We start from the raw sequence: 19,882 nt of genomic DNA, 5'->3' as shown, positions 1-19,882 counted from the left end.
ATGTCAGCAAGCACTAAAAGTAGTTTTTTACAAATCCATCCGGATGATAATGTTCTGGTAGCCTTACAGGATTTACCTAAAGGACAGGTCATCGAATGGAACAATTCACAGATCATCTTACAGGATGATATCCGTGCAAAACATAAATTCTTTATCACAGACCTGAAGGTAGACGAGGAGGTGCTGATGTATGGGGTCCTGGTTGGAAAAGCCACTACTCCGATTCTTAAAGGAGGTCTGATGACCACGGAGAACATTCATCATGCTTCGCAGGATTATAGTTTCAGAGACGTAAATTATCAGTGGCAAAAACCAGATGTTTCTGCCTTTGTTAACCGTACTTTTAACGGCTATCACCGTAAAGATGGAAGAGTAGGGACAGCAAACTACTGGTTGTTTGTACCTACCGTATTCTGTGAAAACAGAAACCTGGATGTGATCAAAGAATCTTTATACCATACCCTGGGTTACGCAGTAACGGATAAATACAGGCTGTTTACGGATCAGTTGCTGAATGCTTTCAATGAAGGAGAAAGTATTGCTTCCTTTCAGCTGGATAGTCTTTCGGCGGTACAGCCCGCAAAAAACAGGGTGTTTAAAAATGTAGATGGGATTAAATTTTTGAACCATCAGGGAGGTTGTGGCGGTACGAGACAGGATTCCGCTTTGCTGAGTAACCTGCTGGCGGCTTATGCAGACCATCCCAATGTGGCCGGAATTACGGTGCTAAGTCTGGGTTGTCAGCATTTGCAGACACAGGACCTGCTGAATGATGTAAAGAAAAGAAATCCTGCATTCGATAAGAACATCTTAATTTTTGAACAGCAGCAAAGTCAGAGTGAGGAGCAACTGATTAAAGAAGCGATCCTCAAAACCTTTGTCGGCCTGACAGAAATTAACAAAATAGAACGTGCCCCGGCGCCACTCAGCGAGTTGTGTGTAGGGGTGAAATGCGGTGGAAGTGATGGTTTTAGCGGAATCTCTGCCAACCCATCGGTAGGTTATACTTCCGATCTGTTGGTGGCTTTAGGTGCTAAAGTACTGCTGGCCGAATTTCCGGAATTATGCGGTGCAGAGCAGAACATCATCGACAGATGCGTGGATAAACCTACTGCCGATAAATTTATCCGCCTGATGCAGGAATACGATGCGCAGGCACATGCAGTAGGCTCGGGCTTTCATATGAACCCTTCGCCGGGAAACATTAAAGATGGCCTGATTACGGATGCAATAAAAAGTACCGGAGCGGCAAAAAAAGCAGGAACTTCACCGGTAGTGGATGTTCTGGATTATACGGAGCCGGTAACCAAACCAGGATTAAGCCTCGTATGTACTCCGGGAAATGATGTGGAAGCGACGACAGGAAAAGCAGCAAGTGGTGCAACCCTGATCTTGTTTACTACCGGTCTGGGAACCCCAACAGGAAATCCGGTATGTCCGGTGATCAAGGTGGCTACCAATACGCAACTGGCGACAAGGATGAGTGACATCATTGACATCGATACGGGTGCGATCATCCGCGGAGAGAAAACAATTGAAGAGATGGGCATTGAAATTCTGGAATATTGCATCAAAGCTGCCAGCGGGGAAATTACTCCGAAAGCAGTATTGCTCAACCAGGATGATTTTATCCCATGGAAAAGAGGCGTTTCATTATAGCAATAAAATATGTTCAGTTTAAAAGGAAAATCAGCAATTATTACAGGTGGAGGTAGTGGAATAGGTAAAGCCATTTCCATGCTTTTTGCGAAACAGGGCGCCAAGGTGCACATCATTGAATTGAATGCGGATGCGGCACAACAAACGGTAACAGAGATCGAAGCTGCAGGTGGAGCTGCTGTGGCCTATGGTTGTGATGTGAGCAATCAGGAAGCGGTAGTCAATACTTTCGGCCAGATCGGAGAAATTGATATCTTAGTAAATAATGCAGGTATTGCCCATATCGGGAAGGCAGATACGACAAGTGAGGAAGACTTCACCAAAGTATTCAACGTGAATGTAAAAGGGGCTTATAACTGCTTATATGCCGGAATCCCGGCTTTAAAGAAAAGTGGATCAGGAGTGATCTTAAACATGGCTTCGATAGCAGCTGTGGTAGGGATTACAGACCGTTTTGCGTACTCGATGAGTAAAGGGGCCATCTTTGCAATGACGCTCTCTGTAGCGCGGGATTATATGGCTGATGGCATCCGTTGCAACAGCATTTCTCCGGCAAGGGTACATACGCCTTTCGTAGATGGCTTTATTGCTAAAAACTACGCGGGTCAGGAGGCAGAAGTCTTTGAGAAATTGTCTAAAAGTCAGCCTGTAGGACGGATGGGGAAACCTGAAGAAGTAGCCTCACTGGCGCTGTACCTGTGTTCAGAAGAAGCAGGATTTATTACCGGAAATGATTATCCCCTTGATGGAGGATTTATTAAATTAAATAATTAAAAACACAAGAATGAAATTAATCAGATGGGGAGCCGCCGATCAGGAAAAGACCGGTGTAATTATAAACGATATTTGGTACGATACTTCCGCTTTTGGCGAAGATTATAATGAGCAGTTTTTTCAGAACAACGGGCTGGAAAGATTGTCTGCTTTTGTGAAAGATAATGAAACGGAATTGCCGGTAGTACCTGCGGATACCCGCCTGGGCTCTCCGGTAGCACGTCCCTCAAAAATTGTATGTATCGGCCTTAATTATGCAGATCATGCAAAAGAAACAAATGCTCCTCTTCCACCGGAACCGGTGATCTTCATGAAGTCCACTACCGCTTTGGTTGGGCCTTTTGATGACATCATCATTCCTAAAAATTCCGTAAAAACGGATTGGGAAGTAGAACTTGCAGTGGTGATCGGTAAAAAAGCTTCCTATGTAGAAGAAGCGGATGCGCTGGATTATGTTGCGGGTTATGTGTTGCACAATGATGTATCAGAAAGAGAGTTCCAGATCGAAAGAAACGGAACCTGGGATAAAGGAAAAGGTTGTGATACCTTCGCTCCTTTAGGTCCATTTCTGGCAACTGCTGATGAATTGGCTGATGTGAACAACCTTCGCCTGTGGCTGACGGTAAATGGTCAGAAAATGCAGGATGGAAATACGTCTAACTTTATCTTTAATGTTCCTTTTGTAGTGGCTTATGTAAGTCAGTTTATGACTTTATTACCAGGTGATGTGATCTCTACAGGTACTCCGGCAGGTGTAGGCTTAGGTTTTAAACCGCCTGTTTATCTTAAAGAAGGAGATGTGGTTGAGCTTGGTATTGATGGCCTTGGAACTTCCAGACAGCAGGTAAAGAACTATGTTAAAAATTGATTCCCACCAGCACTTCTGGAACTATGATGAGGTAAGAGATGCCTGGATCACAGACGAGATGGATGTGCTCCGGGATGATTTCCTGCCTCAGCATCTGAAGCCCATTCTGGACCATTATAATTTTGATGGGTGTGTAGTGGTGCAATCAGATCAAAGTCAGAAGGAAAATGAATTCCAGCTGAAACATGCAGCAACGCATTCTTTTATTAAAGGAGTAGTAGGCTGGGTGGACCTGCAGGCGGCAGACATTGCTGATCAGCTGGCGACATTAAGCAGGCATGAAAAGCTAAAAGGCTTCAGAGAGATCCTTCAGGGAGCAGCTGATCCTGCCTTGATGTTGAAGCCGGAATTTGTAAACGGAATCAGTAAACTGAAAACATTCGGATTTACCTACGATATCCTCATCTATCCACACCAGCTTAAATATGCAACAGAACTGGCGGCAAGGTTTCCGGATCAGCCCTTTGTGCTGGACCATATCGCTAAACCCGGAATTAAAGAGGGCAGCATCGCAGACTGGGAGCAAGATATAAAAGGATTGGCGAAACATGAAAATGTAAGCTGTAAAGTATCCGGAATGGTAACAGAAGCAGATTGGAAGCGATGGAAAGCAAAGGATTTTGATCCTTATCTGGATATAGTGTTTGAAGCTTTTGGTGCCAAAAGGGTGATGTACGGTTCAGACTGGCCGGTTTGCCTGCTGGCAGGTGATTATGGAAGGGTACTGAACGTCATGGAAAATTATATTGCAAAACTCTCTGAAAATGAACAGAACCTGTTCTGGGGAGGAAACGCAACTCACTTTTATAACTTAAAATAAGCAATCAATGGATCTGCAATTAAAAGATAAAGTAGTCATCGTAACTGGTGGAGCCAAAGGTATTGGTGAAGCTATTGTAAGGTTACTGGCAAAAGAAGGAGCTACACCTGTGATCGTAGGAAGGAATGAAGCAGATAACCAACGCCTTGCTGATGATATTATCGCAGAAGGTGGAAAGGTCTTTCAGCTGGTCGCCGAATTAACGAATCCTTCTGCTAGTGAAGAGGCGATTAAAATTGTTCTGGAGAAATATGGCAGAATTGACGGACTGGTAAATAATGCAGGGGTAAATGACGGCGTAGGATTGGAAAGCGGAAACTATGAAAGCTTTCTGGAAAGCCTGCACAAGAATGTAATCCATTATTACCTGATGGCACACCATGCTTTACCGGCACTTAAAAAATCTAAAGGAGCGATTGTCAATATCGGTTCAAAGGTAGCAGATACCGGACAGGGGGGAACCTCTGCATATGCAGCATCTAATGGTGGTAGAAATGCGTTAACGAGAGAATGGGCTGTTGAACTCCTGCCTTATGGAATCCGCGTGAATTCTGTAATTGTTGCGGAGTGTTATACGCCATTGTATCAGACCTGGATCAATTCTATTCCTAATTCTGAAGAGAAACTAGCTTCCATAAAGGCGAAAATTCCTTTTGGGAACAGGATGACAACGGCTGAAGAGATTGCGAATGCAACGGTGTTTTTGCTTTCTGAGGCATCGAGTCATACGACCGGGCAGTTGGTATATGTCGATGGAGGTTATGTGCATCTCGACCGCTCTATCAGCCCGCTTTAATTTAAAAAAATCCAATGTACTTCTCCTCCTCAAATGTTTCGCTGAAGGGCAAAACATTTGGATGTCGTCTAAGCACATTGGATTTTTTTTGCAAAACGCAGAACCTGTATTCGCGGTTCTCGCAATGAGGGGGAAGGATAGAGGGAAAGGAATTTTGCTAAGCAGATTGGATAAATAATTGATGTTTACTTAGTCTGATTGAGTGATTTCTTTTGAGAATTGAAAAGAAAGTCTGATAAGGTAGTTTGGATAAATTACCGGTGATTATTTAAGCTTGCTGAGTATTTCTTTCAGAAGCGATGTAAAACTTTAACCCGGTTTCTGAGCTGAATTTCATCAGTAACTCTTTATAAAGTATTAAAAATAAAAAGGTGTATGTTGTGAGAAGGCCTTAGGAAGTTTTGTCCTTTTTCAGGACAAAAGATTCCAGCCTTCGAATAATATACACCTTTTTATGATTTAATCTCTCCGGGCAATATTCCGGAACTAAATTGCGGCAGTATATGCTTTTAACCAAGCAACCTCTTCCGTATTTAGAAGTGGGCTTAAACGTTCAAATACCAATGCATTATAGTTATTCAGCCAATCTATCTGTCCTTGTTCCAATAATTCTTTTTTCACAATAGCTGTGCTGATCGGAGCGATGGTTAAAGATTCAAAGGCATAGAATTCATTAAATTCGTTAGTAACGTCTTTAATCGTGTTTACGAGGTTTTCTATACGAACGCCGTGTTTCCCAGGACGGTATACTCCCGGTTCAATAGAAGTGATCATTCCAAGCTCTATGGCTACAGGAACAGCGGTTGGGTTGAAGGTATGAGGACCTTCATGAACATTTAGGAAATAACCAACGCCATGTCCTGTCCCGTGTCCGTAATTGATGGCATAATCCCATAATGGCCTGCGGGTGATGGCATCGATCTGATAACCACAGGTTCCTTTAGGGAAGCGCAGTTTACAGCCGTCAATCATTCCTTTTAGCACCAGCGTATAATCTGTTTTTTCTTCTTCGGTATTGTTTCCCATCGGAATGGTTCTGGTAATGTCCGTTGTACCATAAAAATACTGACCTCCGGAATCTACCAGGAACAAACCTTCTTCTTTTATTTCTACATCACTTTCTTCAGATGGGCCATAATGAGGTAAGGCACCATGCGCTTTATAAGCGCTGATGGTATTGAAGCTATCGCCCACAAAACCTTCCTGTGCAGCCCTGAACTTACGCAGTTCGGCAGCGGCAGAAAGTTCGGTAATGGTGATTTTGCCTATGTTTTCTGATAACCACTTTAAGAAACGTGTGATGGCAACGCCGTCTTTCGCCATTGCGATACGGGTATTGGCCAGTTCTGTTTCGTTCTTAACGGCTTTTAGGTTGGTGGATGGATTGGTGTCTTTGATCACTTTTACCGATGCCGGCAATAGTTTTGCATAGGCGAAGCAATTGCGTTTAGGATCAATAAAAATAGCGGTGTTTTCAGGAACGGCCGATAAGGCAGATTCGATGTCTTCATAAGGCATCACCTGAACTCCGCTCGCAGCAAGTAATTCCTTTTCAGCAGTGCTGAGTTTATCAGGATTAATGAAAATGGTGGCTTTGTCCTGACCGATTAAGGCAAAGCTAAGTACAACAGGGTTGTAACTCACATCTTTTCCACGGATGTTGAATAACCAGGCCATATCATCAAGGGAAGAAATCAGGTGGTACGCTGCATTCTTTTTCTGAAGCTCAGCCCTGACTTCCGATAGTTTAGCAGCCACAGACTGTCCGATGTGTTGTTCCTCGATCAGGAAGGCTTTTTCTGCAGGTAGGGCTGGTCTGTTTTCCCAGATAGGACTAAGGTAATCTTTATCACTAAGCCGGATGTCTTTGATGGAGAATTGTTGCACAAGGAGATCTCCTAAAAGGATAGAAAGGAGTTTCTCATTTGTTGCGACAACTGCCCCCTTGTCCAGTGTTTCTATCAGCCATTGAATGTATTCCGGAGCATGTTGTATTTTTTGTTTAACCAGCTCAAAGCCGCTGTTTTCCAATTGTTCGGTCGCCTGCTCGAAATAGCGGAAGTCTGTCCACAGACCTGCAAAATCATGGGTAATGACTAAGGTTCCTGCCGATCCTGTAAAGCCGGAAGCAAAAGGAATACACTTGTAATGGTTGGGTAAGTATTCACTGATATGTGGATCTGCTGAAGGGATAATGTAAGCCTGTATGTTGTCGGCCTTCATTTGTTTACGTATCTCGCTTAATTTTTCCTGATATGTCATGGTTTAATTTTTATTAGCTCATCGCGTTAATGCAAATCTATGGAATTTAATTCCTGTATATAGCTTATTTTTTGCCCCTGAATAAAGAAATCTGGTGTTAAAAAAGGATTTATGTTATCCACAAGTTGTGTTGATAACCATGTGTGTAATGGTGTTAAGTTGCCTGTATTCATTTGTTTATGGATTTAATTGATTGTGGATAACCATCCGGAAAATTAAGGGTGATCAGGGTTGGGCAATGAATGCAGGGATGGCTTCATTACCGCTTCTTCCGGATGCTGAGACTGGTTACCCCTAAATAAAACAAGGGAGGAATTCTGATTGAATCCTCCCTTGCTAAAATGTGTTTTCCTAAAAAACAGTGTTTTCTATCTGCCTAAACTCAGTCTCAGGTTAAGTTCAAAACTGCCGTTGGTGTATCCGCTCAAAGCAGATGTTTGTGTGGTATACATTCCGCTCACGAGGTATTTTTTTCTGAAGTCCATGCCCAGACCGAAAGTGGCACTTTCTGTACTGTGGTATAGTCCCATAATGAATACCTGCTTATTGGCGATCTCCAGTTGTGCACCAGCATCCCAGATGTTGTCAAAACCTTTAACACCTCTGTAAGCTACTTTAGGCTCCAGGTCCAGACCGTTCAATCCTTCACTGATATTCATTTTATAGCTTGCTGCGGCATAAAAGGTCGTTACATCCGCAAGTTTGATCACATCCTTTTTAAGCACGCTTTTCAGGTTTGGAATGGAAGCTTGCAGGTTAAGTTTACCGGAAGTGTAAGCGATTCCAAAATCACCATCCAGATAGGTCTTTCTGTCGTTGTACTGACCTACCATAGGATCATTTGGATTACCATAGATATCGGTGGTTTCCAGGCGCTGGTTCATAAAACCCAGGGATACTCCGAAATGTAACTGGTCATTTTTTTCATTGAGCTTCAGGTGATAGGCATAACTTCCCACCACTCTGATCTGTCTTTGCAGACCTGCACTTTCATGATAAACGTTTAGTCCTACACCAACTTTATTGAAACCATAGTCGCCGGTGATGCTTTGGGTAAGCGGTGATCCGGGAACATTGCTCCATAATTTACGGTAGGCGGCATTGATTTTCATCCCTTCAGTGCTGCCGGCGAAGGCCGGGTTGATGAGGTACTGGTTGCTGTAATATTGCGCTGCCAGTGGGTTTAACTGTGCCTGGCTTTTAGTACTTATGGTAAAAACCATAAGTACTGCTGCTAAGAATTTATATTTCGTTTTCATCTTTATGATGTTTTTATTTTAAATAAGGGGTTAATCTTAATTCTCTCTGATCACGGTGATAAAGCCTTTGAATTTCGGGCGGCTGGTACCGAAGTCTATCACGTAATAATAGGTGCCTTCTGCCAGTGCGGTTCCGTTAAGGGTTCCGTCCCAGTTGTTGTCATACCCTTTTTTACTAAAGATCGGTCTTCCTGCCTTATCAAATATTTTCACTTCATTGTTCGGATAGAAATCGATATTGTCAATCACCCATTTGTCATTGTATCCATCTCCGTTAGGGGATAAAATATTGGTGGCTTTTACTTTTGCATAGTCTTCCACCACTGTTACCGTAAAGGTTTTGGAATCTGTACATCCGCTGGCATTGGTTGCCGTTACCGTGTAGGTAGTGGTTTCTCTAGGCCTTACGGTCAGTGTTGCGGTGTTTTGCCCGCTGATGATGCTGCTGTGTGCAGACCATACGTAAGAAACGCCACCTGTAGCAGTCAGTCTCAGACTTTCACCTTTGCTGACCTCTGTACCTGCTGGACCATTGTTATTGCCGTTGTCAGCAGTAATTGCGATTACCGGTAAAGGATTTACTGTGATGACAAAGGTTCTGCTGTAGGTATCTACCCCTCCGTTGTCTGTTCCACCATTGTCTTTTACGGTCACTGTAATGGTTGCAGTTCCTGAAGCACCACTTCTCACGCGGTAGCTGATGTTTCCATTGCTGCCGGTTTGTGTTGCAGTGATGGTTTGAATCAGGTTGTTATTGCTGCTGATTGCTGTAACAGTAGTGGTTTGTGCAGATTCAGGACCTGCAGTGATACCGGTTAAGGCTACATTCTGAGCTGCAGTGGTATAGCAGATGGTCTGACTTGCAATGGCATCCAGTGTTGGTACTTCATTGACATCGCTGATGCTGACGTTGAAGGCTTTCTCCAGGCTGAAACCATATTGTGTGGTGCTTTTCACCCTGATGCTGTAGCTGGGCTTGTTTTCAAAGTTCAGGCTTGCTGCGGTCAGCAGGTTGTTTCCTGAGATGCTGAATAAAGCATTGTCGGTATCACCCGTTCCTGAGACAAGGGTATAGCCGAATGTTGCAGCCGGATCATCAGAAGTACTGCTGATGGTTCCTGCCGGAGTTCCAGCCGGACTGTTTTCATAAATGGTAGTTCCCGCCAGCAGGATGTTTGTTGGTGCACCTGGTCTGATGGTTAATGTTCCGTTTACAAAACTGATCTGGTAGTTACCGGAAGTAGCTGCGGAAGGAACGATGCTGTAAGTTCCGATCGGGCTGTTCGTGGTTGCTGTTGTGCTGATCACTACCTGGCTGGTCAGTGCTGCAGGTGTTTCTGCATTGACAAAACCATCGTATTTAACGGTAAGTTGCGGATTCGCTGTTCCGGCGAATTTCACTTTATCCTCAGCAGTAATGATGAGCGGAGCTTTGTTAATGGTGAGGTTGGCACCAGTATAGTTCAACACATAATTAGTGCTTAGTGCCAGGGTATTTTTGTTGATGGCATAGACTCCTGTGTTTTCACCAGGGATCCTGTTGAGACTTCCGGTAAAGGTGTCTGTTCCGATCAGTGCCGGGATGAAGGTATAAGTTAATGCAGGATCTGCAGCACCATAGGTTTTGGCTGAAGTAGTTGCAGTTACACTGATGGTTTTTGTACCGATGCTTAAGTTGGCAGGGGTATAGGTGATCAGGTAATTCGGACCGGCAGTTACTGTTCCCTGAGTGATGGCATAGCTACCGATATTTTCACCTGTCACGCGGTCCAGGTTACCTGTAAAGGTATCTGTTCCGATTAATGCCGGGCTGAAAGTGTAGGTCAGTGCCGGATCAGTATCCCCATAGGTTTTGTTTTTGGCAACCGCAGTAACCGCAAGTGCTTTGGTGGTAATGCTCAGGTTAGCCGGGTTATAAGTAATCAGGTAATTCGGACCAGCAGTTACTGTTCCCTGGATGATGGCATAGCTGCCGATATTTTCACCAGGAGCACGGTCCAGGTTACCTGTAAAGGTATCTGTTCCGATCAATGCCGGGCTGAAGGTATAAGTTAATGCAGGGTCTGCTGTTCCGTATACTTTGGTTTTAGCGACTGCAGTTAAGGTTACCGGTTTGGTGGTAATGTTGAGGTCTGCAGAAGTAAAGGCAAGGGTGTAATTGCTGTTTAACGCTAATGTTCCCTGACCGATGGCATAGTTACCAACGTTCTCGCCGGTGGTGCGGTTCAGGTTACCAGTAAATACATCGGTACCGATAAGTGCCGGGCTGAAAGTATAAGTGAATGCAGGATCTGCTGTTCCATATACTTTAGTTTTAGCCACTGCCGATACGTTTACTGTTTTCTTAGTGATGCTGAAATCAGCTGAAGTAAAGGCAAGGGTATAATTGTTGTTTAAAGCAAGGGTTCCTTGTCCGATGGCATAGTTTCCGATGTTTTCACCTGCAGCACGGTCAGGCGTTCCGGTGAAAGTATCTGTTCCGATTAATGCCGGACTGAAAGTATAAGCAAATACCGGATCTGTTGTTCCGTATTCCTTATTACCGGCAGTGGCCGTTACGTTTACTGTTTTCTTAGTGATGCTTAAATTAGCAGGAGTATAATTCAGGGCGTAGTTGCTGCTTAAAGCAAGGCTTCCTTGTCCAATGGCATAATTGCCGATATTTTCGCCCGCTGTGCGGTCCAGGTTACCGGTAAAGGTATCTGTTCCGTTTAATGCCGGACTAAACGTATAAGTCAACGCCGGATCTGCATCGCCATAAACTTTGGTTTTAGCAGTTGCAGTTACGGTAATGGCTTGAGAAGTAATGGTCAGATTGGCCGGTACATAAGTAATCTGGTAGTTTGTACCCAGGCTTAGGTTACCTTGTCCGATGGCATAAGTACCAACATCTTCACCCGGGGCACGGTCCAGGTTTCCGGTAAAGGTATCGGTGCCGATCAGTGCAGGACTTACCGTATAGGTGAATGCCGGATCAGCGGCGGTAAAGATTTTGGTTTTGGCAGCAGCGGTTACAGTTACCGGTTTAGCGGTAATGTTCAGGTCTGCAGAAGTAAAGGCAAGAGTGTAGTTGCTGTTTAAAGCTAATGTTCCCTGACCGATGGCATAGTTGCCAATGTTCTCGCCAGTGGCACGGTCCAGGTTACCGGTAAAGGTATCTGTTCCGATGAGTGCCGGGCTGAACGTATAAGTGAGCGCCGGATCAGCTGCACCATAGATTTTGGTTTTAGCCACTGCGGCTACGTTCACTGTTTTTTTAGTGATGCTGAAATCAGCTGAAGTAAAGGCAAGGGTGTAATTGTTGCTTAAAGCAAGAGTTCCCTGACCGATGGCATAGTTTCCGATGTTCTCGCCAATGGCACGGTCCAGGTTACCGGTAAAGGTATCTGTTCCGATTAGTGCCGGACTGAAAGTATAAGCAAATACCGGATCTGTTGTACCGTATTCCTTATTACCTGCAGTAGCCGTTACGTTTATTGTTTTCTTCGTGATGCTGAAATCAGCAGCCGTATAATTCAGGGTGTAATTGTTGTTTAAGGCTAATGTTCCTTGTCCGATGACATAGTTACCAATGTTTTCACCAGCTGCGCGGTCCGGGTTCCCGGTAAAGGTATCTGTTCCGTTTAGTGCCGGACTGAAAGTATAAGTCAGTGCCGGATCAGTATCGCCATAAACTTTGGTTTTAGCCGTTGCAGTTACGGTAATGGTTTTGGAAGTAATGGTCAGATTTGCCGGTACATAAGTAATCTGGTAATTCGTACCCAAACTCAGGTTCCCTTGTCCGATAGCATAAGTACCAACATCTTCACCGGCAGCACGGTCCAGGTTACCTGTAAAGGTGTCTGTTCCGATCAGGGCAGGACTTACCGTATAGGTAAATGCCGGATCAGCGGCGGTAAAGATTTTAGTTTTAGCAGCAGCGGTTACAGTTACCGGTTTAGCGGTAATGTTCAGGTCAGCTGAAGTAAAGGCAAGGGTATAATTACTGTTTAAAGCTAATGTTCCCTGTCCGATGGCATAATTGCCGATGTTTTCTCCCGTTGCGCGGTCCAGGGCACCTGTAAAGGTATCTGTTCCGATGAGTGCCGGACTGAACGTATAAGTGAATACCGGATCAGCGGCACCATACACTTTGGTGTTGGCGACTGCGGTTACATTCACTGTTTTTTTAGTGATGCTGAAATCAGCTGAAGTAAAGGCAAGGGTGTAATTGTTGCTTAAAGCAAGAGTTCCCTGACCGATGGCATAGTTTCCTATGTTCTCGCCGATGGCACGGTCCAGGTTCCCGGTAAAGGTATCTGTTCCGATTAGTGCCGGACTGAAAGTATAAGCAAATACCGGATCTGTTGTGCCGTATTCCTTATTACCTGCAGTAGCCGTTACGTTTATTGTTTTCTTCGTGATGCTGAAATCAGCAGCCGTATAATTCAGGGTGTAATTGTTGTTTAAGGCTAATGTTCCTTGTCCGATGACATAGTTACCAATGTTTTCACCAGCTGCGCGGTCCGGGTTCCCGGTAAAGGTATCTGTTCCGTTTAGTGCCGGACTGAAAGTATAAGTCAGTGCCGGATCAGTATCGCCATAAACTTTGGTTTTAGCGGTTGCAGTTACGGTAATGGTTTTGGAAGTAATGGTCAGATTTGCCGGTACATAAGTAATCTGGTAATTCGTACCCAAACTCAGGTTCCCTTGTCCGATGGCATAAGTACCTACATCTTCACCTGCTGCGCGGTCCAGATTACCGGTAAAGGTATCCGTACCGATTAGTGCGGGACTGAAAGTATAAGTGAATGCCGGATCAGCTGCAGTAAAGATTTTGGTTTGAGCAGCAGCGGTTACAGTTACCGGTTTAGCAGTAATGCTCAGGTCTGCAGAGGTAAAGGTAAGGGTGTAGTTAGCGTTTAAAGCAAGTGTTCCTTGTCCAATGGCATAGTTGCCAATGTTTTCTCCCGTTGCGCGGTCCAGGACACCTGTAAAGGTATCAAGGCCGACAAGAGCCGGACTGAACGTGTAAGTCAATGCCGGATCAGCGGCACCATATACCTTGGTTTGAACAACCGCGGCAACTGCGATATCCTTTTTGTCTACAACCAGGTCCTGAGTTACCGGAGTGGCTGCAAGGAAGGCAGAGTTTCCTGCTTGTGAAGCGGTGATGGTCGTTGTTCCTGCTGACAGGATGGTTACTGTGCTTCCCGATACGGTGGCTACAGCAGTATTGCTGGAGGTATAGGTTACCGGCAATGCTGAGCTGCTCGTAGCAGTCATGGTAATCGGCGTGGCTCCATAAACTGAAGCGGCAAGCGGATTAAAAGTAATGGTTTGAGCTCCTTTAGGTACAGAAGTAATATTTCCCGATCTGGCACCTTCATTTCCTGTTAAATCTGCAGCAGAGATGCGGTAGAAATAGCCGATGCCATTGGTTAATCCGGTATGGGTATAGGTTAAAGTACCAGCCGGAATGGTTTGAATGGCTGTAGTTGGGTTAATGGTTGTTCCTGCATACAGGATGTATTTATCAAGATCCGGAGCCGGGCTTGCATTCCAGGTAATGGTGTTCTGTGTATTCCCTGCAGTAGCTGCCAGGCCTGTAGGGGCGGCAGGAGCAGTTCTGTCGACAGTCACACTGCTGCTGTTGGTAGTTGCCGTTACCGGGGTTCCTGCATTTCCTGCAACATCTGAAAAAGCAATGTTAAAGGCAAGGACTCCCTCAGGAGTGAGTCCTGATACGGTTTGGGTTGCTGTCCAGTTATTTCCTCCGCTGTTGGTCGGGGTTACCGCAGTTCCGCCCATGGTCACCGTTGGTGTGGTAACGGTTTCTGAAGCGGTAAAATTCAGGGTGATGACATCTCCTGCTTTTGCTAAGCTCGTGGTCAGGTTGTTTGAAGCAATGGTTACTGCAGTGAGTGTTGGAATTGTTTTATCGTAAGTGACACTACTGCTGTTGGTGGTTGCAGTTACAGCTGTTCCTGCATTTCCTGCAAGGTCTGTAAAGGCGATGTTAAATGAAATAGCACCTTCTGTTTCTGTTCCGGTTAAGGTATAGGCAGTAGTGAAGCTGTTTCCACCTGCAGAAACAGGGACTACCGGGTTTCCTGCAATGGTTACTACAGGAAGGGCAACGGCTTCGGAAGCAGTAAAGCTTAAGGAAATGATATTTCCTGTTTTGGCCGTTTGGTTTGAAGCATTGTTAGATACAATGGCTACCGTAGTTAAGGTTGGAACGGTTTTGTCGTAGGTCACACTGCTGGCATTGGTGGTTGCCGTTACTGCAGTTCCGACATTTCCGGCAACATCAGCAAAGGCGATGTTAAAGGGAATGACACCATTGGCATCTGTGGCTAGTGTGGTATAAGTTGCTGTCCAGTCGTTTGCAGTAGTATTGGTAACCGTAGCGGTATTTCCAAAAATGCTCACCACTGGTGTGCCGATGGCCTCAGATGCGGTGAAGCTCAGGGTAACCACGTCTCCTGTCTTTGCTTTTGTAGTATTGGCATTATTGGAAGCAATGGTTACAGTGGTTAGGGTTGGAATGGCTTTGTCGATGGTATATACCTCTCCGGCAGTATATCCTCCCTGGATTTCGTTTCCAATGGTATTGATGATTCCTGTTCCGGTAGTTTTAAGGTCCAGTCTTAAGGTTCCCGAGCCTGTTCCGGTACTTACGGTGATTGTTCTGGTATTGTTACTTCCCGAGACGAAAGTAACCGCAGGAGCCGTAATTCCGGTAGAGGTAATGCTGAAATCCGGGGTATTGACACCGGTTACATTTTCAGAGAAAGTCACTAAAAACTGTGCTGAAGTGCCATTGATCGTAGCATTGCCTACTCTGGTGATGCTGGTTATGGTTGGTGTTGTGGTGTTGATGACGATATCTTTGTTTGCGCCCAAAGATCCTGCGCCTCCCGGAGCGGCCAGGGTTAGGGTGGCATTGTTGCCAGCTGCATCTTTAATCGTTCCGCCTGCAAGTGCAAGCGCCGTTGTGCTGGCCTGATCCAGGTCGGCGATGCTTTGGTTAAGGGCTACCGTGTAGTTAAATACCAAGGCTGAGCTTCCTGATCCACTAACATAACTTGCTGTTCCACCAGAATTGAGTCCCAGTGTTGGTGTTCCTGTTACGGTTACCACTTCAGAGAAATTGATCGTTACCGGGATAACATCATTGATTTTATAGGTTCCGTTTGGCAGGCTGGAGTTAACCGAGCTGACTAGCGGAGCGGTGTTGTCGATGACAATATTTTTGTTTGCGCCTAAAGAGTTCGCAGCTCCGGGTGCAGCTAGTGTCAGGGTTGCTGAGTTTCCGGCAGCATCTTTGATGGTCCCGCCATTTAAGCTGAGGGCAGTGGTGCTGATATAATCCAGATCTGCACTGGCATCTGTTGGTCCTACGGTATAATTAAAGGTTAGGGTGGATGTACCCGAACCACTGGTATAATTAACAGTTGCACCGGAGTTCAATGCAAGTTGAGGTGTTCCGGTTACCGTAACGGCTTCAGTGAAATTCAGGTTGATGTTAATCAGATCACCTGCTTTATAAGCGCCATTGGCGGTGGTTGAATTAGCGGAGGCGATAGTAGGAGTGATCCCGTCTATGACAATCGCTTTGTTATTTCCCAGGGAGTTTGCAGCTCCGGGAGCAGCCAGGGTTAAGGTGGCATCGGTACTTCCGGCATCTTTGATTGTTCCTCCATTGAGGCTGAGTGCGGTGGTAGATGCATAGTCAAGATCAGGAGTGCTTTGTCCACTGGCGACCGTATAATTAAAGGTAAGGGTATTTGTTCCGGTTCCATCACTATAAGAAGCATTAGCGCCTGTGTTCAGGCTCAACAGCGGTGTTCCGGTTACGTTTACGATAGTTGAAAAAGTGACATTAATGGTGATAAGATCTCCAATTTTATACGTCCCGTTAGCCGTAGAAGAAGTTACACTGCTAACGTTTGTTCCGAGTTGAAAAATAGGGTTAACACCCGGAAAGGCTGCTCCACCTGGATCCAGAGATTTTTTGTTGGCAAGCAGTTCTGTAGTGGTCCAGTTCGATTTTGTATTAATTGCGGTCAGGATGGAGGCTTTTGTTCCGATAAGTGTACCTGAGTAATTGTTAAAATCTCCGTGATAACCTGTTGGCGGAGTACCTGCAATTGTTAGTGTAACATAAAAATTTCCCGCTGCAAGCGTAGTTGGCAGGTAAGAAACGGCGGCAGTAACGGTTCCTGCTGCTTGCCATCCTGTAGTAGGATCAGGAGCATTGGTGCCAGGTAGTGCAGTAGACCAGTTCGCAAATCCGTAGATAAAGTTCGGACTGGCATCGCTACCGCTATAAAGAAACCAATTGTCTCCACCACCAGCAACGACTGTTCCTGTGGTCCAGCCCGTAGCGGTAGCAGTTCCATAGGCTTCAAGTCCTGTAGCGGTTGGAGAGGCTCCACCAGTGATGGCAATATTAAATATCGTTCCGGCTGGAATGCTGCTGGTAGTAGTCCAGGTAATGAGCCCGTCAGAACCATTTGAGACCAATGCGGATTGGTCCCAGCCCTGATCTGTAATTTTAAGTACCGTACCCGAAGGGATCACTTTTAAGGCTACAATAGCCAGATTTACTGTTGCTGAGTTCCCGTTAAAGCCTACAATAGCAAAATCTCCGGGAGTTAACTGAGCTGCGCTTTTTTTTGCAGAAAAGCAAAAGAAGCAGATGATAAATAAAGCCGCAAAAAAGCGGAGGGATAAATTTTTCATGTGAGAGCGTTAATTCTAATAAATTCTATTGGTATACCTAGTTTCTGCTAGGGAATCCGCCTTCTGTACAGATGATATAACTAATGGCGAGTGTAGGTTGCAAAATGCTGATTGGGACATTTCCTCCATTAAGTGCCGTTGTTGTGGCAACCGAACCTCCTGCCAGAGGGATATTAGGGGCTGAAGTGGTATACATAGATACTGCATCTGTGTTTACATCTTTACCGGCTCCTAATGCATTTCCGGCAACAGGAATTGGAACTGTTGCAGCGGCATTGCTGGCATTCAATGTTAACACTGAAGTTGCAAGGTGATTATGTGCAGGCATGTTGTTGATTAGAATGCTGGTGTTTTCTGTACCAGAGGACTGTCCCAATACATAGTTGCTCAGACCAGGTCCTTGTCCCCATCCAATAGGCGCTCTGCCTCTAAGGTCAGGTAAGCCAAAGGTCGTTTGACCATTTCCTCCGTAAGTGGTTCCTAAAAGTGCAAAAAGCGCGGAATTTTGGGCTATACCAATAATTTGGCCATTACAGAACATAAAACCTCTGGGTGCAAAGTTTCCTGCGAAAATTTTTACCATTCCCATGTACTCATCCATAATAATTTGTGTTTAAGTAATTTATATTTATTTAATTTATTTTTATAAGCCAATGCACAGAATAAAATTCCTGGGATACTTTCAGATAGTAACGTGCTTAAACTTCTTTTTTCCGAGCCCTGAAGATGACCAACAGGTGTACGGAAGCTAACTAAATATCAAATTTCCAGATCTCTCTGATGAATTTTATACCTGTAGTTGAGACGCTTGTGCCATTCAGCCGGTAAATCCCATATGGAATCCATCGGGTTCATAAACTGATCCGTTTTTTGCAATACAATTGTATTTGTAGCAGCAGGAATGGGCATAAGATAAGAGGGTTGAGGCGTTAATTATCTTCTAATTAGTGCTTTAACTTGCCGAAAATTGTTAGTCTTCATCCAGTCGAAGTGCTAATTTGTGATAAAACTAGCGAAAAAAATAAATATCGAGCAATATTTTTATGTTTATTTTTTGCTCATGGCCCTTTCCAGTGCCTTGATTCGTTTTTTGTTTCAACAATTTTCCTTTTGGAAGAATAGAAAAAACGCCTTCCATTTAAGCGGAAGGCATTTTTTGAATAGCCAGAAAAGCCTTTTAATTGTCGCCAGGAGACGGACCGGTATAAATCTTACCGCAAGGCGTATCAATGTGAACAGGATTTCTAGTTTCTACTAGGAAAAACGCCTTGAAAACAAATGATATAACTAATAGCTAATGTAGGCTGTAAAATACTGATCGGAACATTTCCTCCGTTTATACCTACAGTTGTCGCTACTGAACCACCTGCCAGAGGAACATTTGGTGTTGCGGTTGTATACATAGATACTGTATCTGTGTTTACATCTTTACCGGCTGCCAATGCGTTTCCGGCAACAGGAGTCGAAACTGTTGCTGCAGCATTACTCGCATTCAGTGCTAAAGTAGAGGTGGCAATGTGATTGTGTGCCGGCATATTGTTGATTAGAATACTGGTGTTCTCTGATCCAGATGCTTCTCCGAGTACATAGTTACTTAAACCAGGGCCTTGTCCCCATCCCACAGGAGCTCTGCCCCGGAGGTCAGGTAAGCCAAATGTGGTTTGACCATTTCCCCCGTAAGTAGTTCCTAAGATTGAAAAAAGTGCAGTATTTGGCGCAATGGCTACGATTTGTCCATTGCAAAACTGCCATCCTCGTGGCGGAAAATTGCCGGCAAAAGCTTTAACGACCCCTATATATTCATCCATGATAATTTATGTTTGTAGTAATCTGATTGGTTAATTCGCTGGATAATGGTCAGAATGATTAGTTTCTGCTAGGAAAAATACCTTCTGTGCAGATGATGTAGGTAATGGCTAATGTTGGTTGTAAGATGCTGATCGGGACGCTTCCTCCTGTGACACCTACTGTTGTCGCTACTGTACCCCCTGTTAGAGGAACGTTAGGTGCTGAGGTTGTATACATAGATACCGGATCCGTGTTTACATCTTTAGCAGCTCCTAATGCATTTCCGGCAACCGGAGTTGCAACAGTTGCAGCGGCATTGCTTGCATTCAATGTTAACACTGAAGTTGCAAGGTGATTGTGTGCAGGCATGTTGTTGATTAGAATGCTGGTGTTTTCTGTGCCAGAGGACTGTCCCAATACATAGTTGCTCAGACCAGGTCCTTGTCCCCATCCAATAGGCGCTCTGCCTCTAAGGTCCGGTAATGCAAAGGTAGTCTGGCCATTTCCTCCGTAAGTGGTTCCCAAAATTGAAAAAAGTGCCGTGTTTTGGGCAATTCCAATGATTTGGCCATTGCAAAGCATCCAGCCTCTTGGTGCAAAATTGCCTGCAAAAATTTTAACGATTCCTATGAACTCTTCCATAATAAATTGTGTTTATATAATTTGATTGGTTAATTTAATCGTATGAGGATCGGGATGTTTATCCCCTGAGGTAGTTTTAGATCTCAATGCGGTTAAAACTCCACGTCGAATACATTGGCTGCGCGAAAGCACCAGAAATTGTTGATACGAACCTATATTCGTGAAAACAAAAATGCACATAAAATGAAGAGAGTTAAGGCGTCAATTATCTATGTTGGTGCCGCTATTTGAAAATACGATGTCACCAATTGAGCATAAAACTAATGAAAAAAAACAGACACTAA

General features: G+C 44.7%; 11 protein-coding genes. 5 read left to right on the top strand and 6 right to left on the bottom strand.

The window, feature by feature from the left end; genetic code table 11:
• The 5 genes from DBR43_RS23970 to DBR43_RS23950 are packed head-to-tail and all read left to right on the top strand — an operon-like array spanning position 1 to position 4,917.
• Entirely contained in the window at positions 1–1,659 is a 1,659-nt protein-coding gene (locus tag DBR43_RS23970) for a UxaA family hydrolase (RefSeq protein ID WP_124585602.1), read from the top strand.
• Between the two features lie 9 nt (positions 1,660–1,668).
• Positions 1,669–2,433, top strand: coding sequence for an SDR family NAD(P)-dependent oxidoreductase (locus DBR43_RS23965; RefSeq protein ID WP_124585600.1), 765 nt, complete (start codon positions 1,669–1,671; stop codon positions 2,431–2,433).
• Positions 2,434–2,443: 10 nt separating this feature from the next.
• Positions 2,444–3,301 (top strand): fumarylacetoacetate hydrolase family protein, encoded by an 858-nt coding sequence (locus DBR43_RS23960; RefSeq protein ID WP_124585598.1) that lies wholly within the window; start codon positions 2,444–2,446, stop codon positions 3,299–3,301.
• On the top strand, positions 3,288–4,121 hold the full coding sequence (locus DBR43_RS23955) for an amidohydrolase family protein (protein ID WP_124585596.1): 834 nt from the start codon (positions 3,288–3,290) through the stop codon (positions 4,119–4,121). Before DBR43_RS23960 ends, DBR43_RS23955 begins: the two co-directional genes overlap by 14 nt.
• 7 nt (positions 4,122–4,128) lie before the next feature.
• Complete coding sequence (locus DBR43_RS23950) at positions 4,129–4,917, top strand: SDR family oxidoreductase (RefSeq protein ID WP_124585594.1); 789 nt, start codon at positions 4,129–4,131, stop codon at positions 4,915–4,917.
• A gap of 486 nt (positions 4,918–5,403) precedes the next feature.
• Here the strand turns inward: DBR43_RS23950 and DBR43_RS23945 are convergent, their stop codons facing one another.
• From DBR43_RS23945 to DBR43_RS23920, 6 genes are all read right to left on the bottom strand, one after another.
• Entirely contained in the window at positions 5,404–7,179 is a 1,776-nt protein-coding gene (locus DBR43_RS23945; RefSeq protein ID WP_124585592.1) for an aminopeptidase P family protein, read from the bottom strand.
• Between the two features lie 368 nt (positions 7,180–7,547).
• Positions 7,548–8,438, bottom strand: a complete 891-nt coding sequence (locus DBR43_RS23940; protein WP_124585590.1) for a PorP/SprF family type IX secretion system membrane protein — start codon at positions 8,436–8,438, stop codon at positions 7,548–7,550.
• Positions 8,439–8,474: 36 nt separating this feature from the next.
• On the bottom strand, positions 8,475–17,168 hold the full coding sequence (locus DBR43_RS23935; RefSeq protein ID WP_124585587.1) for an MBG domain-containing protein: 8,694 nt from the start codon (positions 17,166–17,168) through the stop codon (positions 8,475–8,477).
• A gap of 37 nt (positions 17,169–17,205) precedes the next feature.
• Positions 17,206–17,769, bottom strand: a complete 564-nt coding sequence (locus tag DBR43_RS23930; RefSeq protein WP_124585585.1) for a phage tail protein — start codon at positions 17,767–17,769, stop codon at positions 17,206–17,208.
• Between the two features lie 643 nt (positions 17,770–18,412).
• Positions 18,413–18,976, bottom strand: a complete 564-nt coding sequence (locus DBR43_RS23925) for a phage tail protein (RefSeq protein WP_199757123.1) — start codon at positions 18,974–18,976, stop codon at positions 18,413–18,415.
• Positions 18,977–19,034: 58 nt separating this feature from the next.
• Positions 19,035–19,598, bottom strand: a complete 564-nt coding sequence (locus DBR43_RS23920) for a phage tail protein (protein WP_199757122.1) — start codon at positions 19,596–19,598, stop codon at positions 19,035–19,037.
• Positions 19,599–19,882: the final 284 nt, after the last annotated feature.

Source organism: Pedobacter sp. KBW06 (assembly GCF_003852525.1).
In the GTDB taxonomy this organism is placed as follows: Bacteria; Bacteroidota; Bacteroidia; order Sphingobacteriales; family Sphingobacteriaceae; genus Pedobacter.
Note: the sequence above shows the minus strand (reverse complement) of the source record. Positions and strands in the feature narration are given on the sequence as shown.

What these genes read in the sequence shown, in the direction of transcription:
- DBR43_RS23970 (WP_124585602.1), top strand. Translation starts at nt 1, where the DNA reads ATGTCAGCAAGCACTAAAAGTAGTTTTTTACAAATCCATCCGGATGAT.
- DBR43_RS23965 (WP_124585600.1), top strand. Translation starts at nt 1,669, where the DNA reads ATGTTCAGTTTAAAAGGAAAATCAGCAATTATTACAGGTGGAGGTAGT.
- DBR43_RS23960 (WP_124585598.1), top strand. Translation starts at nt 2,444, where the DNA reads ATGAAATTAATCAGATGGGGAGCCGCCGATCAGGAAAAGACCGGTGTA.
- DBR43_RS23955 (WP_124585596.1), top strand. Translation starts at nt 3,288, where the DNA reads ATGTTAAAAATTGATTCCCACCAGCACTTCTGGAACTATGATGAGGTA.
- DBR43_RS23950 (WP_124585594.1), top strand. Translation starts at nt 4,129, where the DNA reads ATGGATCTGCAATTAAAAGATAAAGTAGTCATCGTAACTGGTGGAGCC.
- DBR43_RS23945 (WP_124585592.1), bottom strand. Translation starts at nt 7,179, where the DNA reads ATGACATATCAGGAAAAATTAAGCGAGATACGTAAACAAATGAAGGCC.
- DBR43_RS23940 (WP_124585590.1), bottom strand. Translation starts at nt 8,438, where the DNA reads ATGAAAACGAAATATAAATTCTTAGCAGCAGTACTTATGGTTTTTACC.
- DBR43_RS23935 (WP_124585587.1), bottom strand. Translation starts at nt 17,168, where the DNA reads ATGAAAAATTTATCCCTCCGCTTTTTTGCGGCTTTATTTATCATCTGC.
- DBR43_RS23930 (WP_124585585.1), bottom strand. Translation starts at nt 17,769, where the DNA reads ATGGATGAGTACATGGGAATGGTAAAAATTTTCGCAGGAAACTTTGCA.
- DBR43_RS23925 (WP_199757123.1), bottom strand. Translation starts at nt 18,976, where the DNA reads ATGGATGAATATATAGGGGTCGTTAAAGCTTTTGCCGGCAATTTTCCG.
- DBR43_RS23920 (WP_199757122.1), bottom strand. Translation starts at nt 19,598, where the DNA reads ATGGAAGAGTTCATAGGAATCGTTAAAATTTTTGCAGGCAATTTTGCA.